Genomic DNA, 25,529 nt, shown 5'->3' on the forward strand with positions numbered 1-25,529 from the left:
CCGAAAGAATTACTTTCATGCCTAGAATGCTGCACCGCACAAACACAGTGGATGTGAAGTAGTGCACGGTTTTGCATTCAGCAGAAAGGCGTACGGCTTTTGCCGACACGACAAACTAGAACCAATGTGTTCAAATTCTTGCCAATAGTATTAAAGCGTTACGCCACTTCCGCTGTGAAGTAGCCCCTGAGGGGAAAACCATGTTTCGTACCGATTCGACTGCGCAAGGAAATCTGATGCGGCGTCTTCCAGGCGGCGGCGAGCCTTCGTCCCCGATTCCCATCACGGCCTCGCCCCGTCAGCTGACCCGTACCCAACGCGGCATCAAGCGGAGCGTCGACATCCTCGCCGCGCTGGTGTTCTTCGCCCTGTTCGGCCCGCTGTACCTCGCCGTGGCCCTCGGCGTCGCCATCAGCATGGGGCGACCGGTGCATTTCTGGCAGGTCCGGATTGGCGAAGGCGGCCAGCGCTTCCGCTTCTACAAGTTCCGTTCGATGGTGCGCGACTCCGAAACCATCCTGGACGACTACCTCAGCAAGAACGACGCAGCCCGCACCCAGTGGGACACCTTCCAGAAGCTTGAAAAGGACCCGCGCATCACGCCGCTGGGCCGGATCATCCGGAAGATTAGCCTGGACGAACTGCCCCAGTTCTGGAACGTGCTCAAGGGCGACATGAGCCTGATCGGCCCCCGGCCTTGCATGGAGCGCCAGCGAAGCCTCTACGGTCGCCATTGGGAACACTACTGCGCTATGCGACCGGGGATCACGGGGCTCTGGCAGGTCAGCGGCCGCAACCGGCTGTCCTACGCCCAGCGCGTGGAACTGGACGCGTACTACGTCAACAACTGGTCGCTCTGGCTGGACCTGAAGATCCTCGCGAAGACGGCCACGGCGGTGATCTCCGGCGAAGGTTCGCGCTGAGCGTTCGGTCTGCTTCCTCGGTCTTCCGGCCGGACGATAAAAAAGGGATGATGCGCGCCACGCTCCATCGCCTGTCATTTCCTCTTGTGGTCGACGCCAGGCAGTTCGACCGCCCGCGAGAGCCGCGCACCGCAACTTTTTCGCACACTCCGGCACAACACACGCATGAACCAACTTGATTCGCCCATCTATGTGGCCGGCCACCGGGGCATGGTGGGAAGTGCCATCGTCCGCTGCCTCGAATCCCTGGGATACAGCCGTATCATCACCCGCACGCGTGCCGAACTGGACCTGACGGACCAGGCCGCCGTTCGCGACTTCCTGTCCAGGGAAAAGCCGCATCAGGTGTACCTGGCCGCCGCCAAGGTCGGTGGCATCCACGCCAACAACACCTACCCGGCCGAATTTCTGTACTCGAACCTGATGCTAGAAGCCAACGTGATCCACCAGGCGTGGCGCAGCGGCGTGCAACGGTTGCTGTTCCTCGGCTCAAGCTGCATCTACCCCCGGCTCGCACCGCAGCCGATGGCCGAGGACGCACTGCTCACCGGCAAGCTGGAGCCGACCAACGAGCCCTACGCCATCTCCAAGATCGCCGGCATCAAGCTCTGCGAGAGCTACAACCGCCAGTACGGCACCGACTACCGCAGCGTGATGCCGACCAATCTGTACGGGCCCGGCGACAACTATCACCCGGACAACAGCCATGTGCTGCCGGCGCTCATTCGCCGCTTCCACGAGGCCCGCGAAACCAACGCCGCCAATGTCGTGATCTGGGGCACCGGCCAGGCCAAGCGCGAATTCCTCTACGTCGACGACATGGCGGCGGCCTGCGTGCACGTCATGAACCTCGAGCCGCAGCGCTATGCCGGTTGCACCGAGCCGATGAACAGCCACATCAATGTCGGCAGCGGCGAGGACCAGTCCATCGCCGATCTCGCGCGCCTGGTCGGCGACGTCATCGGCTACCAGGGCGAGATCCGCATGGATACCAGCAAGCCCGACGGCGCGCCGCGCAAACTGCTCGACATCACGCGGATGCGGGCACTGGGCTGGGCGCCGCAGGTCGGACTGCGCGAGGGGATCGAACGCGCCTACCAGGACTTTCTTTCGCGCGTGCCCGTGGCCGCGTGACCGGAATCGCTCACACTGCTGCATGCAAGCCACTTCACTCTCCGTGATTCCGCCCGGCGGCGGCGGTGTGCGCGACTACGCGTCCGTGCTCGGCAGGTCGCTCGACGCACCGATCCAGGAACTGACGGCACAGACCGACACGCGCGGATGGTCGGGCGACATGCTGCTGCTCCATTTCAGCGGCTACGGCTTCCAGAAGCGCGGCGTGCCGACCTGGTTGTTGAAAGAAACGAAGCGTCTTCGCACGCGTTTCAAGGTCTTCGGTGTGGTCTTCCACGAGCTGTACGCGTCCGGCCCGCCCTGGGGTTCGGCCTTCTGGCTGAGCGGTATCCAAAAGCGCATCGCACGTGACTTGCTCGATCAGGCCGACTTCTGGCTCACCAACCGCGAGCTGGCGGCGCAGTGGCTGCGCTCGCACAACGCGAGCGCGCCGCACCGCGTGCTTCCGGTGTTCTCGAACGTGGGCGAACCCGAGGTGCTGGACAACGAGCGGGAGGCCTCGATCGTCGTGTTCGGCAGCGAAGCCATCCGCTCGCAGTCCTACGTCTTTGGCGACGGCGAGATCTTCCGCTTCGCCAAGCGCCACAACCTGCGGATTCACGACATCGGCAAACCGATGCAGGATGCGACGCTGGCGAATTCGCTCGCCGAGGCCGGTGTGGTCCGACACGGCATGCTGCCCGCCGAGCAGGTGAGCCAGGCACTGGCAACGGCGCGCTTCGGCGTTCTGTCTTATCCGGCCGACTACGCGGGCAAGAGCGGCATCTTCGCGGCCTACGCCGCGCACGGTACCTGTCCCATCATGCTCTGGCCCGAGCTGGCGGCACACGACGGCATGCAGCCCGATGTGCACTACGCCGCGGGCTTCGGCGCGCTCGACGGCAAGAAGAACCTGGACCCCTGGCTCATCGGGCGTGCCGCACGACGGTGGTACGAGCCGCACTGCGCCGCCGCCCACACCGCCGCCCTTCAGGCACTGTGCAACGAAGCACGGGCCGGTGCGCCGATCGAGCACCCGACGACAGCCTCCGGCACCGCCGTGCGCAGCACGAAGGTTCTGCAATGAGCAGCCACGCCCCGACCCATCACGTCGCCACGCGCGCCGCGGGCCGCTCCACGGCGACGCTCAGCCGCGCCGGCCGTGTCTTCCTGGCGGTCTTCCTGATCGTGGCCTTCGAAGGCGCCATCCGCAAGTGGGTGGCCTCCTCGTCCACCCTGCCGCTCATCCTGTTGCGTGACTTGCTGGCGGTCTACCTGGTGCTGCACGCCTGGCGGGGCGGCCACCTTCGCCGCTATCCCAAGGTGGTGACCGCCATGCTCGCCTGGACCTTGCTGGTGATCGGGTGGGGCCTGATGCAACTGGTCGGCGGCGAGAGCTCGCCGACCGTCTTCGTCATCGGCCTGCGCTTCTGGTTGCTGTACATCTGGTTCGCCGTGGCCGCCGCCGCCGCGATGACCGAGGCCGACTTCAACGCGGCCATTCGCATGGCCGTTCTGGTCATGATCGTCCTGGCGCCCCTGGCGGTGCTGCAGCACTATTCGCCGCCGGGCGCCGCCATCAACCGCCAACTGGACGGCGACGAAGACACGGTGTTTGTCGCGATCGCCGGCGTGGTGCGGACCACGGGTACCTTCAGCTTCACCTCCGGCTACTCGGCCTACCTCCTCCTGGTCGCTCCGGCCGTGTTCGCGCTCCTGGGCGCACGCAAGCGCACGAACATCCAACGATTGTTCGCACTGACCGGCTTCGGCGCCTTCATCGTCGGCAGCGTGGTCAGCGGTTCGCGCGCGGGCGTGATTTCGGCCGGCGTGATGCTCGGCGCGTACCTGATCGCACGGCTCGTCTTCGCCAGAACGCGTGACAAGCCGGCCGCCCTCGGTGCCGCGCTGGTGGCAGCGGTGCTCGCCGCCGGATTCCTTTTCTTCTTCTCCGATGCGATCCTGGTCACGCAGCAGCGCTTCGAGCAGGCCGCCTCGGACGAGGACTTCTGGGAACGCCTGCTGGCGACCTTCATCGGCGAACCACGGGTGCTCGCGCAGACGACCTGGCTCGGCAAGGGCCTGGGGGCCGGCTCGAACCTGGCAGCCTCCCTGTACCACGGCGGCGCGAACTTCGCCCTGGCCGAATCCGAAACGGGTCGGATCGTCCTGGAAGGGGGTCTGCTCGGCTTTGCCTTCGTGGCACTCAAGCTCGCCGTGCTGGTCGGTGGCCTGGCCTACGCACTGCGCTTGTCGATCCTTCGACACACCGCCTTCCCCATGGTGCTGTGGATCGCCGTGGTGGTGGGCCTGATGACCTGGCCGGCCATCGGTCAGCTGACGGCCAACGCACTGCTGGGCGTCCTGCTGGGATACTTCCTCCTCCTCTTCCGATACCCGTCGGGCGACTTCTTCTCGACGCGTTCTTCGTCCCCGTGAGACAGGGCGGGCCGGACGCCGGGTCTCATGCTCCCTCACATCGATGAAACTCCTCGTCTACGGCATCAACTTCGCACCCGAACTCACAGGCATCGGCAAGTACACCGGTGACATGGTCGCCTGGCTCGCCGAGCGTGGGCACGACGTGCGGGTCGTCACCGCACCGCCGTACTACCCCGACTGGCAAGTGCGCGCCGGCTACAGCGGCAGCCGCTACACGCGTGAGGAATGGCATGGCGCCCAGGTCTTCCGCACGCCGCTGTGGGTGCCCCGGAAGGTCAACGGCACACGCCGCCTGCTGCATCTGGCGAGCTTCGCGATCGCCAGCATCCCGGCGCTTCTGGCGCAATGGCGCTGGAAGCCCGATGTGGTCTGGATGACCGAGCCACCGCTCTTCTGCACGCCAGCGGGCCTGCTGTTCGCCCGCATGCGGTCGGCCCGCAGTTGGCTGCACATCCAGGACTACGAGGTCGATGCCGCCTTCGAACTGGGTCTGCTCCAAGGCGAGCGCTTGCGTTCGATCGTGAGCAGCGGCGAACGCCACCTGATGCAGCGCTTCGACCGTGTCTCGACGATCTCGCAGCGCATGCTGGAACGTGCGCGCAGCAAGGGAGTCGCCCCCGAGCGGCTGCGGTCCTTTCCCAACTGGGCCGATGTCTCGGCCATCCAGCCGCTGTCCCGTCCCAGCCCCTACCGCCGCGAACTCGGCATCCCCGACGATGCGGTCGTCGCGCTGTACTCGGGCAACATGGGTGCCAAACAAGGCCTGGAGTTGCTCGCCGACCTGGCCCTGCAGACGCGCAGTGATCCGAACATCGTTTTCGTCTTCTGTGGCAACGGTGCCGGGCGCGAGGGGCTGATGGCCCGTTGCGCCGGCCTGCCCAACGTGCATTTCCTGGACCTCCAGCCGGTCGAGCGGCTGGGCGAACTGCTGGGCCTGGCCGACGTGCACCTGCTGCCGCAACGTGCCGATGCAGCCGACCTGGTCATGCCCTCGAAGCTCACCGGCATGCTCAGCAGCGGCCGCCCGGTGCTGGCCGGCGCCCGACCCGAGACCGAGCTGGGGCAAGTGGTCGCGCAATGCGGCCGCATCGTGCCACCGGAAGACGCCACTGCCTTCGCCGCCGCTTTGCAGGCCCTGGCCGCCGATGCGCCGCTGCGCCGCACCCTCGGCGAGCGCGCCCGTCGCTTTGCCGAGGAACACGTGGCCCACGACGCGGTGCTGGCGCGTTTCGAACGCGATCTGTTGGACTGCATCGCGCTCCCACCGCGATAAGGCATCGCCACGGCCTCATGAAAAAGGACCGCCTTGGCGGTCCTTTCTTTTGTCTGGCAACTGCGCGCCTTGTCACTGCTCGTCCGGCAGGATGCTTTCGTAGTTGTAGTTCGTGTAGCGATAGCGCCCGTACTTGTAGGCGCTGTACGCCCGCTTGTCCACGTTCATGGCGTTCAGCAGCACGCCTGTGGCCGCCCGTCCGCCCAGCGACAGACGGCGCACGCTCTCTTTGAGCTCGCCCATCGTCGACTGGTCCGCACGCGCCACCAGCAGAACCGTGCCGGCATGCATCGCCACCGTCATCGTGTCGGCCGCCACCAGCACCGGCGGTGTATCGATGACGACCAGGTCGTAGAGTTCGGACAGCCGCTCCAGCGTCGCCTTGAACGACTCCGAGACCAGCAGTTCCGACGGGTTCGGCGGCAGCTGGCCGGTGGCCAGGAAGTCGAGGTCGGGAACGACCTGGCGATGCACCGTCTGCTGCACCGTCAGGCTGCCCGCGATGAGCTCCGACAGGCCGCCATGACGCTGAAGCCCGAAGTACTGATGGGCATGGCCGCGACGCAGGTCGGCGTCGATCAGCAGCGTGCGCTTGCCTGCCGCCGCCATGAGTGCCGCGAAGTTCGCCGACACGAAGCTCTTGCCCAGGCCCGGCGTCGCGCCGGTGATCAGCACACGGTTGTTGGGCGATTCCAGCATCGCGAACTGCATGGCCGTGCGCAGGCTGCGCAGGCTTTCGACGGCCGGGTCGTCCGGATGCTCGATCGCGAGCAACCGCACGCCGGTGGCGCCGGTGAGGCGACGCTTGGCGATCGCATCCTGGGCATTGCTCATGGGGATCGTGGAGAACACCGGCAGGCCCGTGTGCGTTTCGACCTCGTGGGGATCGCGGATGCGCTGCTCGATGAAGGCGTTGCGCAGGAAGGCCACGACGATGCCGAGGAACAGCCCCAGTGCCAGCGCAGCGCCGACGATGACCTTGCGGTTGGGCTTGACCGGCACCTCCGGAATCACGGCCTCGTCCAGCACGCGCACGTTGCCGACCTTGCCTTCCTTGACCAGGCGCAGTTGCAGCGCGTTGTTCAACAGCGACTGGTACAGCTCGGTGTTGACCTTCACGTCACGCTCCATGCGCACGGCTTCCTGCTGGATGGCCGGCAGCCCCTTGATGCGCGTCTGGATGTTCGCGATCTCGCGCTGCAGCGCGGCGATCTGCGTATCGAGGGTCTGCACCGACGGATGCGCGGCCGTGAAGCGGCTCTCGAGTTCGCGGCGGCGCTGCTGGGCATCCAGCAGACGGGTTTGCCGGTCGACGGACTCGGTCAGGACCGCGGTGGCTTCCTCGTTGAACGCCACGGTGGCCTTCTGGTTGCGGAAGCGGTTGTAGACCTCTTCCGATGCTTCCAGTTGCTTCTTGAACTGCGGCAGCTGCACATCCAGGAAAGCCAAGGTCTTCTGGGCCTCCGCCGCCTTGCGCTCGATGTTCTGGCGAACATACTGCGCGCCGACGGCATTCAGCACGCGCGTGATCCTGTAGGGGTCGCTGCCCATCATCGACACGGCGATGATGCCGGAGGTCTTGCCGCGCTCACTCAGCGCCAACTCAGACTGCACGCCGGAGACGGTCGGCAACTTGCCCGATCGCACCAGGTCGAATTCCGCGCCCGGTTTTCCCGCAAGCTGGTCGACCTGCAGCGTGATCGGGCCTTCTTCGGTCTGCGCGTTGAGCACCGATCCCACCGTACCGGTCAGCGGCGTCGCCAAACGCGGATGCTCCAGCGTGTACTGACCGCCACCCTTGGCCGTCACCCGGAACAGCGCGCCTTCGAGCGGGGCGGGCACGTCGAACTGCGACACGACAATGCGTTCCGTGCCCGACACATAGCCCTGGAAGCCCAGGAAGCCCGGGTCGGACAGCGCATTGGAGCGACGGGCCAGCCAGCCACCGATGTAGGGGATGTAGCGCGGGCTGCTCGAGATGTAGAGCTTGGTCGCCTCCACCGCGGGCGCCACCACCATCCGGGAGCGGATGATTTCCATCTCGGCGCTGGTCGGCGTGCGCACGTCGAACAACCCGGCCGCTTCGCCCAGCACGCCCTTGCTGGCGCTGCCTTCGGTGTCTTCGACCTGGATCAGCACTTCGGTCTGATAGACCGGACGCTCCAGGAGCGCATAGGCCGTACCGATCGCGAGCACCACCAGCGTGATGGCGAGGATCAGCCACTTGTGCGCCAGCAGCACGTCGACATAGCGGCCGACGTCGAGATCGCCGTCGTCATCGACGGCGTTGGACGGGACAGCGCTGGTGGAATGGGGAAATGTGGAATTCATCAGCTGGACACTCTTGAAATGCGTTGGACCCACTGCTGCGCGCCGTTCTCGATAAGCGCGAAGGACGTGCGAAAGGCGCTGTCACCGGCGCGGTACGGATCGGGCACGTCCTGGCCGGAGCGTTCGCACAGGCGAAACACGCGGCCGAGGGCGAAGGGATAGCGCTGTTCGATCTCGCGGCGCTGCCCGCCGTCCATCACGAGAATGAGATCGGCACGCCGGCACATGTCGCTCTGGATCTGCTGCGCGCGATGCGCATCGATGCTCAGCCCACGCTCCTTCATGAGCGCGCAGGCGATCGGATCAGCGCCCTGTCCGACCAGCGCACCCAGGCCCGCCGAAGTGACCTGGCGATCGGGCAAGGCCGCCTTCACCAGGCCTTCGGCCATGGGGCTGCGGCAGATGTTTCCGATGCACACGATCAGGATGTTCCGGATGGACACGATCGTTCAGTTCGTGCCGCCGACCGGCCGACTCAACTCACGCACGGACGTGGCGGTGGTCGTGGACGGGAGGATGAGGCTGATCACGCGGTTCCAGCGCACCAGTGGCACCGGATCGACGAAAACCACGTCCTTCGGACGCAGCGCGAACTGGTCGGCCAGCGCCAGCGCCATCGGCGTGCGCGCATCCAGATGGAACAGCGACCGGCCGCCCGTCGGTTCGTTGCGCACCACATAGATCTGGCGCGGGTTCGCCTGGCTCAGGTTCACCCCGCCGGCTTCGCTCAGCGCGTCGTTGAGGCTCAGACGGCCGTTGCGCATCGGGATCGCGGCCTGCTGGCTCACCTCGCCCATCACCGTCACCTTGCGTTCGTCACGGCCGCGCACCATCACCAGGTCGCCGTTCTTGAGCGGAATGCGGGTCGGGTCGACACCCGCATCGGTGAGGGCCACCAGATCGAGCGGAATCGTCTTGCCGTTGCGCGTGAGCGTGATCAGGGAACGATCCCCGTTGGTTGAAAGACCGCCCGCGCGATTGAGCGCTTCGGCCAGGGTCATCGGGATGTCGGTGAACACCATCAGGCCGGGCGCGCGCACCTCACCTTCGATGTAGGCGCGCTTGCTGCGGAACGCGGTCACACGCACGCTCAACTGCGGGTTTTTGAAAACACGGGACAGGCGGCGAACCAGCATGTCCTCGAGTTCCTGGATGGTCATGCCCGCCGCCGTGACGGACCCGGCATACGGGAAGGTCAGCTGCCCGGTGTTGGACACGATGAAGCCTGGGGCGGGCGAAATGCTGGCCGCGTCGGCAACGGTGGTGGCCGGCGTGGCACTGAACGCGATCTCGGGATGGTCGTAGACCACGATCCCCACCACGTCGCCCGGGCCGATGCGGTATTGCTCGGCCTCGCCAACCAGGGCCTGGACCTCGGGCGGGACGGGCCGGACCGCGTTGGCACGCTGCGCCTGGATCAGCGCAGGGGTGATCGCCGTCAGGGCGCCGGGCGGCGGCGGATCCTCATTGGGCCCCGAGAAGCCGGAAGGCGACACGGCCTGATCAGCATCACCGCTGGCCGAACTGAAGCCCGGGCCCAACGGGGCACAGCCCTGCAGCAGCAGTGCTGCAGAGGTGAACAGGGCGGCATGTACTAAGAAACTTTTCAAACCTGGCTCCGCGTTGACCAAAATGAATACTTTTGGAAACAGTTCCTACTGTACCTCAGCTCTAGACCCGTGCTTGAATTGTTTCTGGTCGTACATCTTCTGACATGCGATCAAACCCGTGAAAAATTGCACGGTGCGCCGATTTCCAAGCGTTGCGAGGCCGCGCAGCCCCCCAACGCACCCGCCTAACACCCGACTGAAATCAGAGGTCTTCTGTCTGCGCGGCGCGCTTCCAGGCGGCCATGGCCTCGGATGCATCGTCGCGCGCTTCGGCGAGTTGCGCCAGAGCGCGCCAGGCGCTCCGGTACAAGGAGACATCCTGCAAAGCCATGCCGGCCTGCATGAGCAGTTGCTGCGCCTTGCCCCAGAGCTGGCGTTTCATGCACACCATGCCCGCCAGGTACAGCAGGTTGGCGTCACGCGGATTGCCGCGCTGCGCCGACTCGATGCGCGCGAGCCAGTCGGCGTCGACCGATGCGAGACCGGCCTCCAGAGCCCGGACCAGCTTCACCCGCAAGCTGCCCACCAGACCGTCGGGATGGCGCACCATGAACTCCCACACGGGCAGCAGCCAGCCCCGCGCCACGGCCAGATCGCCGTGCAGCGCCACCATCCGCTGCGCCGCATGAATGGCGACTTCGGGCATCTCGCGCTCGCCGGCTTCGAGGTCGGCCCAGGCGCGGATCAGCTGCGCCGCATCATGGGCGCCGGAGAGCAGTTCCATGGCCAGGCCGCGCACGATGCTCTGGGCCGCCGCCTCGGAAAAGGCACGGTGCTTGGCCAGCAAACGGGCCGTCTGAAGCGCCTCGAGCGTGCGGCGCTCCTGCCGCGCCGCCTTCAGATGCAGGCGCAGCGCCAGCGTGCGGCGCTGCACGCCCTGCGGCAATTCCTTCAGGCGCGCCAGCGCCGCTGAAGGGTCATGGTCTTCCAGCGCCCAGCGCGCCGAACGCAACTGCACGCCTTCGCGCGTCTCGGGGCTCAGCACCCCACGCTCGGCACTTTCGTTGAGGGCCTGCTGCAGGTGCGCGTCGCGCGCGGCCCGATCCTGCAGCGACTGGGCGCTCTCGGCCGCCAGCAGGTGCGAGAGCACGCGCAGCTGGCGCGCCTGCGGCAGTGCGACATCGAGCGCCTCCAGCGCACGCTCCTGGGCCAATGCGGCCATGGCCGCGCGGCGTGCGCGCGAGAAGCGCCCGGCCATCAGTTGCACCATGGCGTCGAGCAGTGCCGTGTGCAGGGCACGTTCCTTCTGCTGCACCCGCCACTGGCGCGCCTGCTGCGGCAGCGAGAACAGCGCCGCCAACGCCCGCAGCGCCGCGTACAGCAGCACGAAGGTGCCGGCCAGCAGCAGCAGCACCAGGTTGAGCGAGAGGTCGACGCGCCACGGCGGCCAGAACACGGTGATCGTGCCCTGGTTGTTGCCCGCGAAGAGCGCCACCGCAGCGGCGATGCCGAAGAGCGCAAGGAGCCAGAGAGCAGCGCGCATGGGTCGTCGACGTTCAGCGGCCGGCCGCGGCGGTGGACAGCGCGGCGAGCGTATCGTCGACGCGCGGCGTTTCGGCCGTGCGGACCTGCAATTGCACTTGTTGCAGCAGCGTCGCCGCGGTCTGCACCCGGCGCGAGGCCGGGTCGAAATAGCGGTTGAGCGACGCCGCCACCAGCGCCAGTTCGCTGCGCGCGGTGTCGACCTGGCGCGACAGCAATGCCAGGCGTGCGTTGAGCAGCTTCAACTTGAGGTTCTCGCGCAGGAAGAAGGTCTGGTCGGGCGACAACAGCACGGCCTCGGGCCGTTCGATGCGGCCCACGCGCACCAGGGAGCGCGCCTCCGCCTGCGCCGCCATCAGGATGCGCTTCCACCAAGGCGCATCGGCGGGGATCGGCTCGCTCTGCAAGGCGCCGGTGCCACCGCTGCGCACGCCGACCGCATTGAGCGTGGGCAGGTCGTCCACGCCGCGCATCAGTTCGTCGAGCTTCTGCAGCGCTTCGCCGCCATCACCGCTGGCGGTGGCCCGCAGGCGATCGGCGTCGCGCTGGACGGCACGCTGCAGCGGCGCCAGCCGCGGCTGGGCGGCGCGCGTGATGCGCACGTCGGCCGCCTTGAGGGCCGCCAGCAGCGGCTCGACGTTGCCGGTGACCTGTGCCTGCTGCAACGCCAGACGCACGGCCGATTCGATGTCCACCACCAGGTTCTCGTCGCGCGAGCGCGACAGGCTCTGCATCAGTTCCTCGAGCTGGGAACGCTGCAATGCCACTTCGGCCACGCGTGTTTCGGTGAGCGCCAGCCGGGCGGCGGTATCGCGCACGGTCTCGTGCGCCTGCCGCGCCAGCGTGCGCGCCTCGAGCGATTGCGCCATTGCATCCGCACTCTGACGGGCGAGCTGCTCCTGCATGCCGCCGACCTTCTGCCACAGCACGATCACCAGCACCAAGGCGACGAGGGCCATCAGCGATAGCAGGCCGAGGACGATGCGGGACAGCATCACGGCGCCAAGGGACGCAGGGGGCACGGCGGTCACCGGCATCGGGGTGCGCGCGACAGGCTCCGGCACGGTTTCATCGGGGGTCGCGGACACGGAACTCATTGGAACGATTCTATCGACGCGGCCAGGGCGGCCAGCCCCGGCTGCGACAGCGCGACCGTGCCGAAACCGGCGGCGCGCGCAGCCTCGCCGATGCGGGGATGGGTGGCCACGGCGCGCGCGGAGCGCCAATCGATCTCGGGCACGGCCTGGCACAGGTTCGCGATGCCTTCCGAGCTGCTGAAGAGCCACACGCTGCCGTCGGTGGCGCCCTGGATCGCCAGCCGGCGCTCGGCCTCGCCGAAGATCGGCGCGAGCCGGCGGTACGCCGCGACGACCTCGACCGCACCGCCGGCCGACTGGACCGTGCGCGCCAGCCAGTCGCGCCCGCCCGGCTGGCCGGCAACGTCGCCGCCGCGCACGATCAACACCCGCGTGCCGGCGACGACCTGCGGCCGCACCACGGCCCACAGCGCTTCGGAATCGAACTGCGCGGCATCGTCGCCCGGGGCATCGATGCACGATGCCGGCACGCCGGCCTCCTGCAGCGCCCGCACGGTACCGGGGCCGGTGGCCCAGCAGCGCGGCGCGGGGTCCGCGGCCAGGTCGGCCGCCACGCGGGCGTCGACGAAGTGCGACGCCGCGGCAGCGCTCACGAACATCAGCGCGTCCTGACGGACCACGGCAAGGCGCGCGGCCGCCAATGCGCCGGCATCTTCCAGCGGCTCGATCGCGATCAGCGGCAAGGCCACGGCGCGCAGTCCCGCGCCGTTCAAGGCGTCGACCCAACGCGACGCCTCGTGCGCCGGTCGGGTGACGATCACACGGCGATTCATCCGCGCGACGAAGCGGTCAGTGCGCGCCGGCCGCGCGCAGCCGGGCCGCGGCCTCGTCGCCGAGCGCCTCCGCCTGCGCGGCGCCGTCGACGGCGCCCCGCGCCTCGACGCGCAGCAGCGCGCCCGTCCCTTCCGGATCACCCCAGGCGGCTTCGATGCGCAGGCTGCCGTCGGGCTGCCAGCGGGCATGCGCCGCGAGCGGCATCGAGCAGCTGCCCCCCATCGCGCGGCTCACGGCGCGTTCGGCGGCGGTGGCCAGCGCGTCCGGCCGGTGCATGAGCGGTGCGAGCAGCGCGATCAGGTCGGCGCGATCGGCGCGCACCTCGATGCCCAGCGCGCCCTGCCCGGCGGCCGGCAGCATCGTCTCGGGTTCGAAGGCGGTGCGGATGCGGCTTTCGAGGCCGAGCCGCTTCAGGCCGGCGGCCGCCAGGATGATCCCGTCGTACTGCCCCTCGTCGAGCTTGCGCAGGCGGGTGTCGAGGTTGCCGCGCAGCGGTTCGATGCGCAGGTCGGGCCGCAGTGCGCGCAGCAGCACCACGCGGCGCAGGCTGGAGGTGCCGACGACGGCGCCCTGGGGCAGTTCGTCGAGCGATGCGTAAGTGGGCGAGACGAAGGCGTCGCGCGGGTCTTCGCGCTCGAGCACGCAGGCCAGCACGAAGCCCTCGGGCAGTTCCATCGGCACGTCCTTGAGCGAATGCACCGCGATGTCGGCGCGCCGCTCTTCCAGCGCCGTTTCGAGTTCCTTGACGAACAGGCCCTTGCCGCCGACCTTGCTGAGCGTGCGGTCCAGGATTTGGTCGCCGCGGGTGGTCATGCCCAGCAGGCTGACCGAGTGGCCTCGTTCTTGCAGCAGCCGTTGCACGTGCTCGGCTTGCCACAGGGCCAGACGGCTTTCGCGCGTCGCGATCACGATGTTGCTCAAGGCCGGATTCCAGTGGTGAAGAAGACCCATGGGATGCTAGCATGTTGCGCCGCAACAACGCAGGCGGCGCACCCTTCCAAAACGAGGAGATGACGCGAATGACGACAGGCAAGAAGGCGCTGGCTACCGCATCCAAGCGGGCATCCAAGCAGGCCCCCAAGCGGGCCCGCAGCGAAGACCAGCCGCTCATCGACGACATCCGGCTGCTGGGTCGGATCCTGGGCGACGTGATCCGCGAGCAGGAGGGCAAGGACACCTACGAACTGGTCGAGAAGGTGCGCACCCTCTCGGTTGCCTTCCGGCGCGACGCCGACCATGCCGCCGACCGCGCGCTCAAGCAGTTGCTCAAGGGCCTGAGCGCGACCGAGACGGTGCGCGTGATCCGCGCCTTCACCTACTTCAGCCACCTGGCCAACCTCGCGGAAGACCGCCACCAGATCCGTCGCCGCACCGAGGACGAACGCGCCGGCGAGAGCGCCGACGGCAGCCTCGAGACCGCGCTCGCACGCATCCGCAAGGCCGGCGTGTCGAGCGCCGCGGTGGTCGAGTCGCTGGCGCACAGCTACGTGTCGCCGGTGCTGACCGCGCACCCGACCGAGGTGCAGCGCAAGAGCATCCTCGATGCCGAGCGCGCCATCGCGCAGCTGCTGACCGCGCGCGACGAGATCGGCTGGCGCCGCCAGGCCTTCGCCGGCAAGAAGGACGCGCTCACGCCGCTGGAGTACGCCGAGAACGAGAACCAGATCCGCATCCGCGTCACGCAGCTCTGGCAGACCCGCCTCTTGCGCTTCTCCAAGCTCACCGTGGCCGACGAGATCGAGAACGCGCTGAGCTACTACGAAGCGACCTTCCTGCGCGAGATTCCGCGCGTGTACGCCGAGCTCGAGCGCGCGCTGGGCCACGACGGCATCGCGCCCTTCCTGCGCATGGGCCAGTGGATCGGCGGCGACCGCGACGGCAACCCCAACGTGACGGCCGAGACGCTGGAATACGCACTGCGGCGCCAGGCCGAACTGGTGCTGCGCCACTACCTCACCGAGGTGCACTACCTCGGCGGCGAACTGTCGCTGTCGGCCACGCTGGTCGACGTGTCGGTCGAGATGCAGGCCCTGGCCGAGCGCTCGCCCGACCACAGCGAGCACCGCGTCGACGAGCCCTACCGCCGTGCGCTGACCGGCGTGTATTCGCGCCTGGCCGCCACGCTGCGCGACCTGACCGGTGGCGAGGCCGCGCGCCATGCGGTGGCGCCGCAGAACCCGTACCCGAACGCCGAAGAATTCCTGGCCGACCTGCGCACCATCGCGGAGTCGCTCACCGACAAGCACGGTGCCGCGTTGATCGCGCAGCGCCTGGGTCCGCTGATCCGCGCGGTCGAGGTGTTCGGCTTCCACCTGGCCACGGTCGATCTGCGCCAGAGCTCCGACAAGCACGAGGCGGTGGTGGCCGAACTGCTGGCCAAGGCGCGCATCGAGCCCGACTACGCCGCGCTGGCGGAAGACGCCAAGCAGACGCTGCTGCTGCGCCTGCTCGACGAGGCCCGCCCGCTGCGCGTGCCCGACGTGGACTACGCGCCGCTCACGCAAAGCGAACTGGCCATCTTCGCCGCCGCCCGCACGGCGCGCGCGCGCTACGGCGCCGCCGCCATCCGCCACTACATCATCAGCCACACGGAGACGGTGAGCGACCTGCTCGAAGCCTTGCTGCTGCAGAAGGAAGTCGGCCTGCTGCGCGGTACCCTGGACGAGAACGCCACCAACGACCTCATCGTCGTGCCGCTGTTCGAAACCATCGAAGACCTGCGCAACGCCGCGCCGATCATGCGGGCCTTCTACGCCCTGCCCGGCATCAAGGCGCTGATCCAGCGTTCGGGTGCGCTGCAGGACGTGATGCTCGGCTACAGCGACAGCAACAAGGACGGCGGCATCTTCACCAGCAACTGGGAGCTCTACCGCACCGGCCTCGCGCTGGTGGCGCTGTTCGACGAGCTGAACGGCGCAGGCAGTGGCAAGAAAAAGGACAAGGCGCAGGAGCCGCCGATCCGGCTTCGCATGTTCCACGGCCGCGGCGGCACGGTCGGGCGCGGCGGCGGCCCGAGCTACCAGGCCATCCTCGCGCAGCCGCCCGGCACGGTGCGCGGCCAGATCCGCCTGACCGAACAGGGCGAGGTGATCGGCTCGAAGTACGCCAACCGCGAGATCGGCCGGCGCAACCTCGAAACGCTGGTCGCCGCCACGCTCGAGGCCACGCTGCTGCCCATGGCCAAGGCACCGCCGGCCACCTTCCTGTCGGCCGCGGCCGAGTTGTCGTCGGCCAGCATGGCGGCCTACCGCCACCTGGTCTACGAGACGCCCGGCTTCGGCGACTACTTCTTCAGCGCCACGCCGATCCGCGAGATCGCCGAGCTCAACATCGGCTCGCGCCCCGCGTCGCGCAACCCCAGCCGCAGCATCGAGGACCTGCGCGCCGTGCCCTGGAGCTTCAGCTGGGGCCAGTGCCGGCTCACCCTGCCGGGCTGGTACGGCTTCGGCTCGGCCATCGAGCAGTTCGTCGCGGGCGGCGCCCATGCGGCGGAGAAGAAGGAACGCCAGGCGCTGCTGCAGCGCATGTACGCGCAATGGCCCTTCTTCCGCACCTTGCTCTCGAACATGGACATGGTGCTGGCCAAGAGCGACCTGGCGCTCGCCTCGCGCTACTCGGAACTCGTGGCCGACCGCAAGCTGCGCCAGAAGGTCTTCGGCCTGATCGAAGCCGAATGGCACCGCACGTCGGACGCGCTCACGCTCATCACCGGCGCCAAACAGCGGCTCGAGGGCAACGCCGACATGCAGCGCTCGGTGCGCCACCGCTTCCCCTACATCGACCCGCTGCACCACCTGCAGGTCGAACTGATGCGGCGCTACCGCGCCGGCGAAGGCGGCGAGCGGCTGCAGCGCGGCATCCACATCTCGATCAACGGGGTGGCGGCGGGCCTGCGCAACACGGGCTGAGGTCGCCACTCGCGCGGCGCACGTTCACGCAGTGTGCGCCGCCTCCTACACGCGGACCTGTGCCTGACGTGCCGAGACGACTTGACATGGGGAGTACCCTGTCAGGTACGTCAGTGGCTTTCGCTCTTTCTCGCGCGGTGGTTGAAACAACGTCTTCACAGGAACCGTGTCATGTCTTATCCGCACTCGCTCGCCCCCTCGAACATCGACTTCATACGAAGCGATTTCGACGCGCTGGCGTCCCACATGCAGCAATGTGCGACGGCGCATGGGCGTTGGTCGATGGCGCGCAGTCACCTTCAGCACGTTCGTGCGATCGCCGCAGGGCATATCGTCACCCTCGCCTGCGTGGCGGTCTTCGTCGGCATCGGATTCGCCATCGCTGCCTGACCGGTGAGCGACACCGCGGTGCTCGACCGCCTCGCTTCGCTCAGCGACTACGCCCGTCAGCTCCTCGAACGGCCGCACGCGCCGGTCCAGCCCCCCATCCGTGCCGAACTCTTCGGCCTGCAGCGCTTCAGCCAGCATGGGCGCAGCCTCGCCCGCGCGCAGCCGGTCGAGGCGCAGGAACACGCGCGCCGCAATGCGCCCTTCTTCCCTCGCGTCGACGAGAACCTGGCGTCGCTGCGCGGCGCCTTCGACTACATCGCCCTGATTTCGCAGAGCGGGCGCTACGTCTCGCCCGCGGCCGAGTGGCTGCTGGACAACTTCCATCTGGTCGAAGCGCAGCTGCAACAGATCCGCGAAGGCGTGCCGCGCAGCTATTACGCGCGCCTGCCGAAGCTGGCCGAAGCACCGCTGGCCGGGCTCCCGCGCGTCTACGGCATCGCGTGGGCGTACGTCGCACACACCGACAGCGTGCTCAACAGCGAACTCTTCACCGCCTTTCTCGATGCCTACCAGGACGTCGACGAACTCACGCTGGGCGAGTTGTGGGCGCTGCCCACCACGCTGCGCGTGGTGCTGCTGGAGAACCTGCGCCGTGTCGCGGAAAGCATCGCGCAGAACAAGGTCGCGCGCGAACTGGCGCATGCCGTCTGGGACAGCGCCGAGACGCTGTCGGTCGCCGACCTCGACGCGCTGTTCGCGACCATCCGTGAGCGCGGGCTGGAGCACAGCTACTGCACCCAGCTGTGGCAACGCCTGCCCGGCGAACGCAGCGCGCGACCGCCGGCGCTCGTCGCCTGGACCGAGCAGCACTGCCCGCACGGACCGGCGCTGATCGACCGCGCCCAGACCGACCAGGCCGCCGCCAACCTGACGGTCGGCAACATCATCACGACGCTGCGCATGATCGGCCAGGTCGAATGGGCCGACCTGATCGAACCGGTAAGCCGATCGCTGCGCGTGCTGCGCGAGCTGCCCAGCTTTGCAGAGGAGAGCGAACTCACGCGCCAGCAGATCACGCATGCCATGGAGCAGGTGGCCCGCATCAGCGAACGCACCGAACGCAGCGTGGCCGAAGCGGTGCTGCGTCTGGCCCGGGCCGGCGGCACGCCCCGCGGTCCGGGCACCGGTGCCGACCTCACGGCCGGCTACCACCTGTTCGGCCCCGGCCGGCCCGCCCTGCTCGCCGCGCTCGCGCTGGCACGCACGGACACGGCCGCACGGCGCCCGGCCGCCGCACCGACACGGGCCTGGCGGCTGCCGACCTACCTGGGCTGCATCGCGCTCGGCACCGCCCTGCTGCTCGCGCTCGCGGTCCACGGTCTGCACCGTGCCGGCCACGACGAGCGGGGTCTCGCGACCGTCGTCGCCCTGCTGCTGATGGCCTGGCCGTTGTCGGAAGCGGTGATCGCGCTGGTGCACCGCCTCGTCGCGGAATCGACGCGGGTGCAGCCGCTGCCGCGGCTGGACTTTGCCGCGGGCATTCCGGCGACGCACCGCGTGCTGGTCGTCATCCCCACCCTGCTCGGCTCTTTCGACGCCAACGAACAGCTGGCGCAGCGACTCGAGCTGCATTGGCTTGCGAACCGCGAGGCGCATGCGCAGTTCGCGCTGCTGACCGATTGGGCCGACGCGCCGCAGCCGGCGCAGCCCGGCGACGATGCGCTGCTGGACGACGCGATCGCACGCATCGCGCAACTGAACGCGACCTACCCGGTCGATGCCGGCGCGCCGCCGCGCTTCCTGCTGCTGCACCGCCCGCGCAGCTGGAGCGACACCGAGCGGCGCTGGATCGGTTGGGAGCGCAAGCGCGGCAAGCTCGAGATGCTGCTTCGCCTGATCGCCGCCGGCGACGCCGACGGCTTCCTGCCGATGGCGCCCGGGCTGCGGCTGGCCGACGGCATCGCCTACGTGCTCACGCTCGACAGCGACACCGGCCTGCCCCCCGGCACGCTGCGCGAACTGGTCGCGATCGCCGCGCATCCGCTGAACGCGCCGCAGATCGATCCGACCACGCAACGCGTCGTCGCCGGCTTCGGCATCCTGCAGCCGCGCGTCGTCACGCCCTTCCCCACGCGCGAAGAGCGCTCGGCCTTCCACTGGATGTTCGCCGGCCAGTGCGGGCTGGACCCGTACAGCAGCGGCGCTTCGGATATCTACCAGGACCTGTTCGGCACCGGCTCCTTTACCGGCAAGGGCCTGCTCAACGTGCGCGCGGTGCACGCCACGCTCGACCGCCGCCTGCCCGACGGCGCGGTGCTCAGCCACGACCTGATCGAAGGCAGCGTCGCGCGCTGCGCGGTGGTGAGCGACCTGGTGCTGATCGAGGACCACCCGCACCACGCCGGCGTCGCCGCCGCGCGCATCCACCGCTGGACCCGCGGCGACTGGCAGTTGCTGCCGCTGATGGGGCGCGCAGGCCGCTTCGGCATCGACGCGCTCGGGCTCTGGAAGATGAGCGACAACCTGCGCCGCGCGCTGGTGGTCCCGGCCGCCTTCGCACTGCTCGCCGTGGCCGTCTTCACCGACGCGCTGCCGCTCGCCTGGGCTTTCGGCGCCGTGGCCGCCGCGCTCGCCCTCGGGCCGCTGCTCGGTGCGCTCGCGGGGCTGGTGCCGACGCGCCGCGCGATCGCGCTGCGCCATTTCTTCGCGGTCGGGTTCACCGAGCTCGCACGCGCACTGGCCGGCGCGGCCTGGCAGTTCACGCAGCTCGCGGCCCAGACACGGCTGCTGGCCGACGCCACGCTGCGCGCCCTCTGGCGCCTCGCCAGCCGCCGCCATCTGCTCGAATGGACCACCGCTGCGCAATCGCAATCGCTGGCGCGCTATGGGCTGGCTACCTTCGTGCGCAGCGGCGCGCCGGTCAGCGCGCTGTGCATCGCGCTCGCCATCACCGCCCTGTGGAGCCCGCACCCGCTCGCGGGCGTGCTGCTCTTCGGCCTGTGGGCGCTCGCGCCCGCCGCGGCCTGGTGGGCCAGCCGCGTGCCGGCGGTCGACCACGACGCATTGCCCGACGACCAGCGCGCGTATCTCGAGACACTGGCGCGCGACACCTGGCGCTTCTTCGAGCATGCGGTGAGCGAGGCCGACCACCACCTGCCGCCGGACAACCTCCAGCTCGAACCCGAGGCGAGCATCGCGCACCGCACCTCGCCCACCAACATCGGCATGTACCTGCTGGCCAGTTGCTGCGCCCGCGACTTCGGCTGGCTCGACGACGCGGCGCTCGCCGCGCGCCTGGCCGCCACGCTCGACAGCGTCGACCGCCTCGCCAAGCACCGCGGCCACCTCTACAACTGGTACGACACGCAGACGCTCGCGATGCTGCAGCCGGCCTACGTGTCGAGCGTGGACAGCGGCAACCTCGCCGGCCACCTGCTGACGGTAGCGCAGGCCTGCCGGGGCTTCGCGGCCCACGCCGGCGATGCGACGCGCGCCGAGCTCGACGCCATCGCCGCGCGCTGCCAGGCCCTCTGCCACGGCATGGACTTCCGCGGCCTCTACGACCCGAAGCGCCATCTCTTCCATATCGGCCTGCGTGTCGACGACGACGTGCTCGACGCGAGCTACTACGACCTGCTCGCCTCCGAATCGCGCCTGCTGAGCTTCCTGGCCATCGCCAAGGGCGACGTGCCGCGCCGCCACTGGATGGCGCTCGGTCGGCCCTTCCTTTCCGTGGGTGCGCAGCCGGGGCTGAAGTCGTGGTCGGGCTCGATGTTCGAGTACCTGATGCCCGCGCTGGTCATGGCCGAACCCGACGACGGCCTGCTGCAGGTCGCCAACCTCGCGGCGGTGCGTGAGCAGCAGGCCTTCGGCCGCGCGCAGGGCCTGCCCTGGGGCGTGTCCGAATCGGCGTACTTCGCGCGCGACCATTCGCTGGCCTACCAGTACTCGCCCTTCGGCGTGCCGCGGCTCGCGTTGCGCCGCACGCCGCCGACCGACCGCGTCGTCGCGCCCTATGCCAGCGCCATGGCCTCGCTGTTCGCGCCGGGCGACGCGGTGGCCAACCTGCGCCGGCTCGAGGCGCTCGGCGCCCGGGGCGACTTCGGCTTCTTCGATGCGGTCGACTTCACCGTGTCGCGCCAGCCCGAGGGCGAGCCGCTGACCGTGGTGCGCAACTTCATGGCGCACCACCAGGGCATGTCGCTGGTGGCCCTGTGCAACGTGCTGCGCGACGGCGCGCCGCAACGCTGGTTCGGCAGCGCCCCGCTGGTGCAGGCGCACGCGGCGATGCTGCACGAGCGCACGCCACGCCAGATCATCCGCAGCGCCGACCCACGGCCGCCACCGGAGCCCAGCACGGCCGACGTGGCACCGTCGCACCAGCCGCGCCTGGTCGACCCGATGGCGTCGGGCTTCCAGCCCACGCACCTGCTGTCGAACGGCCGCTACACCGTGGCGCTGCGCGCCAGCGGCGCCGGCGTGAGCCGCTGGCATTCCTTCAACGTGACGCGCTGGCGCGACGACCCGCTGCGCGACGGCCACGGCACCTTCTTCTTCGTGCGCGACGTCGGGCAACCGGCGCTCAGTTCGCTCACCGCCCTGCCTGCGCCGGGCCCGGGCTGGACGTACCGCACCCGCTTCCTGGCCGACCAGGCCCAGTTCGAGGCGAGCGGCGCTGGCCTGCAGAGCCGCATCACCGTGCTCATCAGCCCGGAAGACGACACCGAGCTTCGCACCGTCACCCTGCACAACAGCGGCGACACGACGCGAACGCTGGAACTCGTGTCCTACTTCGAGCCGGTGCTGTCCAACCCCAAGGCCGACGAGGCGCATCCGGCCTTCGCCAACCTCTTCGTCGAAACGCGCTGGGAGCCGTCGCTGCGCGCCTTGATCCTGTCGCGCAAGCCACGGCTGCATGGCGACGCGGTGGTGGTCGTGGCGCATTTCCTGGCCTCGACCGATGCGCATGTGCTGTCGGTCGACTGCCTGGCCGACCGCCGTGCGTTCATCGGCCGCAACCACACGCTGGCGACGCCGCTGCTCGATGCGCAACCGCTCGACGCCGCCGGCGCGCCGGTCAACGGGCTCGACCCGATCGCCTGCCTGCGGGTGCGCCTGCAGATCGCGCCGGGCGCGACGGCGCGCTTCACCTTCGCGACCACGGCGGAGGAGGACGTCGACACGCTGCTGCCGCGCATCGACCGCTACATGCAGCCGATGCACGTCGACCGGGCGATGCGCATGGCCGCCACGCTGGCGCAGGTGCGGCTGCGCGACCTGGCGATCGACCCGGTCAAGACGCGGGCGCTGCAGGACCTGACCACCATCCTCACCTACACCACGCCCCGCGTGATGAGCGACCGCGGCCCGGTCGACCTGCGGCAGATCTGGCGCTTCGGCATCTCGGGCGACAAGCCCATCGTGCTGGTACGCATCCATTCGATGATCGGCATCGGCCTGGTCAACACGCTGCTGCGGGCGCAGCCCTGGTGGGGCTTCGGCGGCGTGGCCTGCGACCTGGTGGTGCTCAACGGCGAACCGGGCTCGTACCTGATGCCGCTGCAGCGCGAGATCGAGGGCGTGCGCAGCCGCGTGGGCCAGGAGACGCAGAACAGCTTTCCGCGCAACGACGCCGCCGGTTTCTTCCTGCTGCGCGACGCCGAGGTGGCGCCGTCGGAGAAGGCCGCGCTGGCGACGCTCGCGCGCGCCGTCTTCAATGCCGATGGCCGCACGCTCGATGCGCAGGTGGCCGCCCTGCGGGAAGCCGCCGTGCCGACCGCATCGACCGCGGCCGTGCCCCACACGCCGCTCGCACGGCCGCCGCCGCCTGCCCAGATCGACGACAGCGCGCAGGCGCCGCAGGGCAGGTTCGACGCGGCCAGCGGCGAGTTCCGCTTCGAGGTCGACCTGAACCGGCGCACGCCCAAGCCCTGGGTCAACGTGATCGCCAACGCCGGCTTCGGCTTCCAGGTGTCGGAGTCGGGCACGGGCTACACCTGGGCGGTCAACAGCCGCATGCACCAGCTCACGCCGTGGTCCAACGACCCGGTGCAGGACCCGGCCTTCGAACACTACCTGCTGCAGGACCTCGACACGCGCGAACTGCTGCCGCTGACCCCGGCGAGCCGGGGCGCGAGCGCGGCGCGGCACCGCGTGCGCCACGGCCAGGGCTACAGCGTCTTCGAATGCCTGCACCGCAACATGGTGCTGGAGACCACCTTCTTCGCCGACCGCGACGAGCGCATGAAGCTCGTGCAGGTGACCGTGCGCAACGAAGGCAGCGGCCGGCGCCGCCTGCGCGCGCTGGCCATGGTCGAGTGGCAGATGGGCGCCGCGCGCGGCGAGCGCCGCACGGTGCACAGCTGGAAGGCCGACGACCTGCCGGCCGTCTTCGGCCAGCAGCGCGAGTCGAGCGCGGGCTTCGGCGGCAGCACGGCCTTCGTCGCCCTCGCCGGCATCGACGCGCCGTCGCAATGGACCTGCGAGCGCAGCGAATTCTTCGCCGGCCATGGCGGCATCGAGGTGCCCGACACACTGGGCCAGCGCGCCGGCAGCGGGCTCGACGCCTGCGCGGCCATCGCGGGCGACTTCACGCTGGAGATCGGCCAGAGCGCGACCTTCAGCTTCATGCTCGGCCACGCCGACGATGCCGACACCGCGGTGGCGCTCGCACGCCGCTGGCAGGCGCGCGACGTGGCCGAGGCCCTGGCCCAGGCACGCGGCTTCTGGGACGAGCTGCTCGGGCGGCTGCAGGTGCGCACGCCCGACCCGCTGTTCGATGCGCTGGTCAACCGCTGGCTGATCTACCAGACGCTGGTCTGCCGGCTCTGGTCGAAGGCCGGCTTCTACCAGGCGGGCGGCGCCTTCGGCTTCCGCGACCAGCTGCAGGACGCGATGGCCTTCGCGCTGACCGACCCGGCACGGCTGCGCGAGCAGATCGTCGTCAACGCGGCGCGCCAGTTCCCCGAAGGCGACGTGCAGCACTGGTGGCACATGCCCGGCGGCGCCGGTGTGCGCACCCATTTCTCCGACGACCTGCTGTGGCTGCCCTATGCGGTGGCGCACTACGTCGAGGTGTCGGGCGACGCGAGCCTGCTGGACGACGAGGTGCCCTTCGTCGACGGCCCGGGCATCCCGGACGGTGCCGAGGACGCCTACTACGCACCGCGCACCAGCGCGCAGAGCGCGAGCGTCTACGAGCACGGCGCGCGCACCATCGACCACAGCCTGGCGGTCGGCATCCACGGCCTGCCGCTGATGGGCACCGGCGACTGGAACGACGGCATGAACCGCGTCGGCCACGAGGGCCGCGGCGAATCGGTGTGGCTGGCCTGGTTCCTCTGCAGCGTGGTCGAGCGCTATGCGCCGATCGCCGAAGCGCGCGGCGACGCCGACCGCGCGGAGCGCTGGCGCATCGCGCGGCAGGGCTGGATCCGGGCCCTGCACGAGGCCGGCTGGGACGGCGCCTGGTTCCGCCGCGCCTTCTTCGACAACGGCGCGCCGCTCGGCTCGGCGATCAACGACGAATGCCGCATCGACCTCATCGCGCAGGCCTGGTCGGTGCTGTCGGGCGCGTCCGACGCGGCGCACACGCAGCCCGCGATGGCCGCGATGAAGGCGCAGCTGCACGACGAGCGGGCCGGCCTGCTGCGCCTGCTGCATCCGCCGCTGGCGCACTCGCCCAACAACCCGGGCTACATCCAGGCCTACCCGCCCGGCGTGCGCGAGAACGGCGGCCAGTACTCGCACGCCGCCGTGTGGGCACTGATGGCGCAGGCGCTGTCGGGCGACACCGAAGCCGCGTGGCAGAGCTTCGAGGGCCTGAGCCCGGCGCACCGCGCGCGCCATCCCGAACGCGGCCCGGCCTACGAGCTCGAGCCCTATGTGATGGCCGGCGACATCTACAGCGCCGCGCCGTACGTCGGCCGCGGCGGCTGGAGCTGGTACACCGGCTCGGCCGCATGGCTGCATCGCGCCGCGATCGAGACGCTGCTGGGGCTGGTGGTACGCGGCGACCGGCTGTCGATCACGCCGCGCGTGCCGGCGCACTGGCCGGGCTTCGAGATGACGTTGCGGCTCGGCGGGCGCGTGCTGCGGCTGCAGCATGGCGACGCCCGCACGCAGGGCATCGCGCTGGCGCCGGGTGCCTGGATCGACTGGCGCGCCTTGCCGATCGGGGGGGGTGCGGGCGCCGCGGATGCGCCCGATGCCGTCTGGCTGTCGGTGAGCGACGGCGGCTGACGCCG

15 protein-coding genes are annotated in these 25,529 nt (G+C 69.4%); 8 read left to right on the plus strand and 7 right to left on the minus strand.

Annotation, left to right across the window (positions count from 1 at the left end):
• Positions 1-236: 236 nt before the first annotated feature.
• The 5 genes from QTH86_RS25200 (at position 237) to QTH86_RS25220 (ending at position 5,751) form a co-directional block, all read left to right on the plus strand.
• A complete protein-coding gene (locus tag QTH86_RS25200) occupies positions 237-923 on the plus strand; it encodes a sugar transferase (protein ID WP_286648908.1) in 687 nt (228 codons plus the stop codon).
• A 165-nt stretch (positions 924-1,088) separates the two neighbouring features.
• The gene (gene fcl, locus QTH86_RS25205) at positions 1,089-2,057 is read left to right on the plus strand and encodes a GDP-L-fucose synthase (RefSeq protein WP_286648909.1); all 969 of its coding nucleotides are present in this window, start codon (positions 1,089-1,091) and stop codon (positions 2,055-2,057) included.
• Between the two features lie 22 nt (positions 2,058-2,079).
• Positions 2,080-3,123 (plus strand): hypothetical protein, encoded by a 1,044-nt coding sequence (locus tag QTH86_RS25210; protein ID WP_286648910.1) that lies wholly within the window; start codon positions 2,080-2,082, stop codon positions 3,121-3,123.
• Positions 3,120-4,475, plus strand: coding sequence for an O-antigen ligase family protein (locus QTH86_RS25215; RefSeq protein ID WP_286648911.1), 1,356 nt, complete (start codon positions 3,120-3,122; stop codon positions 4,473-4,475). The genes QTH86_RS25210 and QTH86_RS25215 overlap by 4 nt, the downstream gene beginning before the upstream one ends.
• A 43-nt stretch (positions 4,476-4,518) precedes the next feature.
• On the plus strand, positions 4,519-5,751 hold the full coding sequence (locus QTH86_RS25220) for a glycosyltransferase WbuB (protein ID WP_286648912.1): 1,233 nt from the start codon (positions 4,519-4,521) through the stop codon (positions 5,749-5,751).
• A gap of 72 nt (positions 5,752-5,823) precedes the next feature.
• On the opposite strand, the gene QTH86_RS25225 is transcribed toward QTH86_RS25220, so the two are convergent.
• The 7 genes from QTH86_RS25225 to hemC form a co-directional block, all read right to left on the minus strand.
• Positions 5,824-8,082, minus strand: coding sequence for a polysaccharide biosynthesis tyrosine autokinase (locus QTH86_RS25225; RefSeq protein WP_286648913.1), 2,259 nt, complete (start codon positions 8,080-8,082; stop codon positions 5,824-5,826).
• Positions 8,082-8,519, minus strand: coding sequence for a low molecular weight protein-tyrosine-phosphatase (locus tag QTH86_RS25230; protein ID WP_286649124.1), 438 nt, complete (start codon positions 8,517-8,519; stop codon positions 8,082-8,084). The genes QTH86_RS25225 and QTH86_RS25230 overlap by 1 nt, the downstream gene beginning before the upstream one ends.
• Positions 8,520-8,531: 12 nt before the next feature.
• The gene (locus QTH86_RS25235) at positions 8,532-9,713 is read right to left on the minus strand and encodes a polysaccharide biosynthesis/export family protein (RefSeq protein ID WP_286648914.1); all 1,182 of its coding nucleotides are present in this window, start codon (positions 9,711-9,713) and stop codon (positions 8,532-8,534) included.
• Positions 9,714-9,894: 181 nt separating this feature from the next.
• Entirely contained in the window at positions 9,895-11,175 is a 1,281-nt protein-coding gene (locus tag QTH86_RS25240; RefSeq protein WP_286648915.1) for a heme biosynthesis protein HemY, read from the minus strand.
• Between the two features lie 13 nt (positions 11,176-11,188).
• Positions 11,189-12,271, minus strand: coding sequence for a uroporphyrinogen-III C-methyltransferase (locus QTH86_RS25245; RefSeq protein ID WP_286648916.1), 1,083 nt, complete (start codon positions 12,269-12,271; stop codon positions 11,189-11,191).
• Complete coding sequence (locus tag QTH86_RS25250; protein WP_286648917.1) at positions 12,268-13,044, minus strand: uroporphyrinogen-III synthase; 777 nt, start codon at positions 13,042-13,044, stop codon at positions 12,268-12,270. Before QTH86_RS25250 ends, QTH86_RS25245 begins: the two co-directional genes overlap by 4 nt.
• Before the next feature lie 16 nt (positions 13,045-13,060).
• A complete protein-coding gene (gene hemC / locus QTH86_RS25255; protein ID WP_286648918.1) occupies positions 13,061-13,996 on the minus strand; it encodes a hydroxymethylbilane synthase in 936 nt (311 codons plus the stop codon).
• Positions 13,997-14,064: 68 nt separating this feature from the next.
• Here hemC and ppc point away from each other — a divergent pair, with 68 nt between their 5' ends.
• From ppc to QTH86_RS25270, 3 genes are all read left to right on the plus strand, one after another.
• Positions 14,065-16,953, plus strand: a complete 2,889-nt coding sequence (ppc, locus tag QTH86_RS25260) for a phosphoenolpyruvate carboxylase (RefSeq protein WP_286648919.1) — start codon at positions 14,065-14,067, stop codon at positions 16,951-16,953.
• Positions 16,954-17,124: 171 nt separating this feature from the next.
• The gene (locus QTH86_RS25265) at positions 17,125-17,343 is read left to right on the plus strand and encodes a hypothetical protein (protein ID WP_286648920.1); all 219 of its coding nucleotides are present in this window, start codon (positions 17,125-17,127) and stop codon (positions 17,341-17,343) included.
• 3 nt (positions 17,344-17,346) lie between these two features.
• Positions 17,347-25,524: a glycoside hydrolase family 94 protein gene (locus tag QTH86_RS25270; RefSeq protein ID WP_286648921.1), complete on the plus strand. Its 8,178-nt coding sequence runs from the start codon at positions 17,347-17,349 to the stop codon at positions 25,522-25,524.
• The last annotated feature ends 5 nt before the right edge of the window (positions 25,525-25,529 follow it).

It is taken from the genome of Variovorax sp. J2L1-78 (assembly GCF_030317205.1).
Classification (GTDB): Bacteria; Pseudomonadota; Gammaproteobacteria; order Burkholderiales; family Burkholderiaceae_C; genus Variovorax; species Variovorax arabinosiphilus.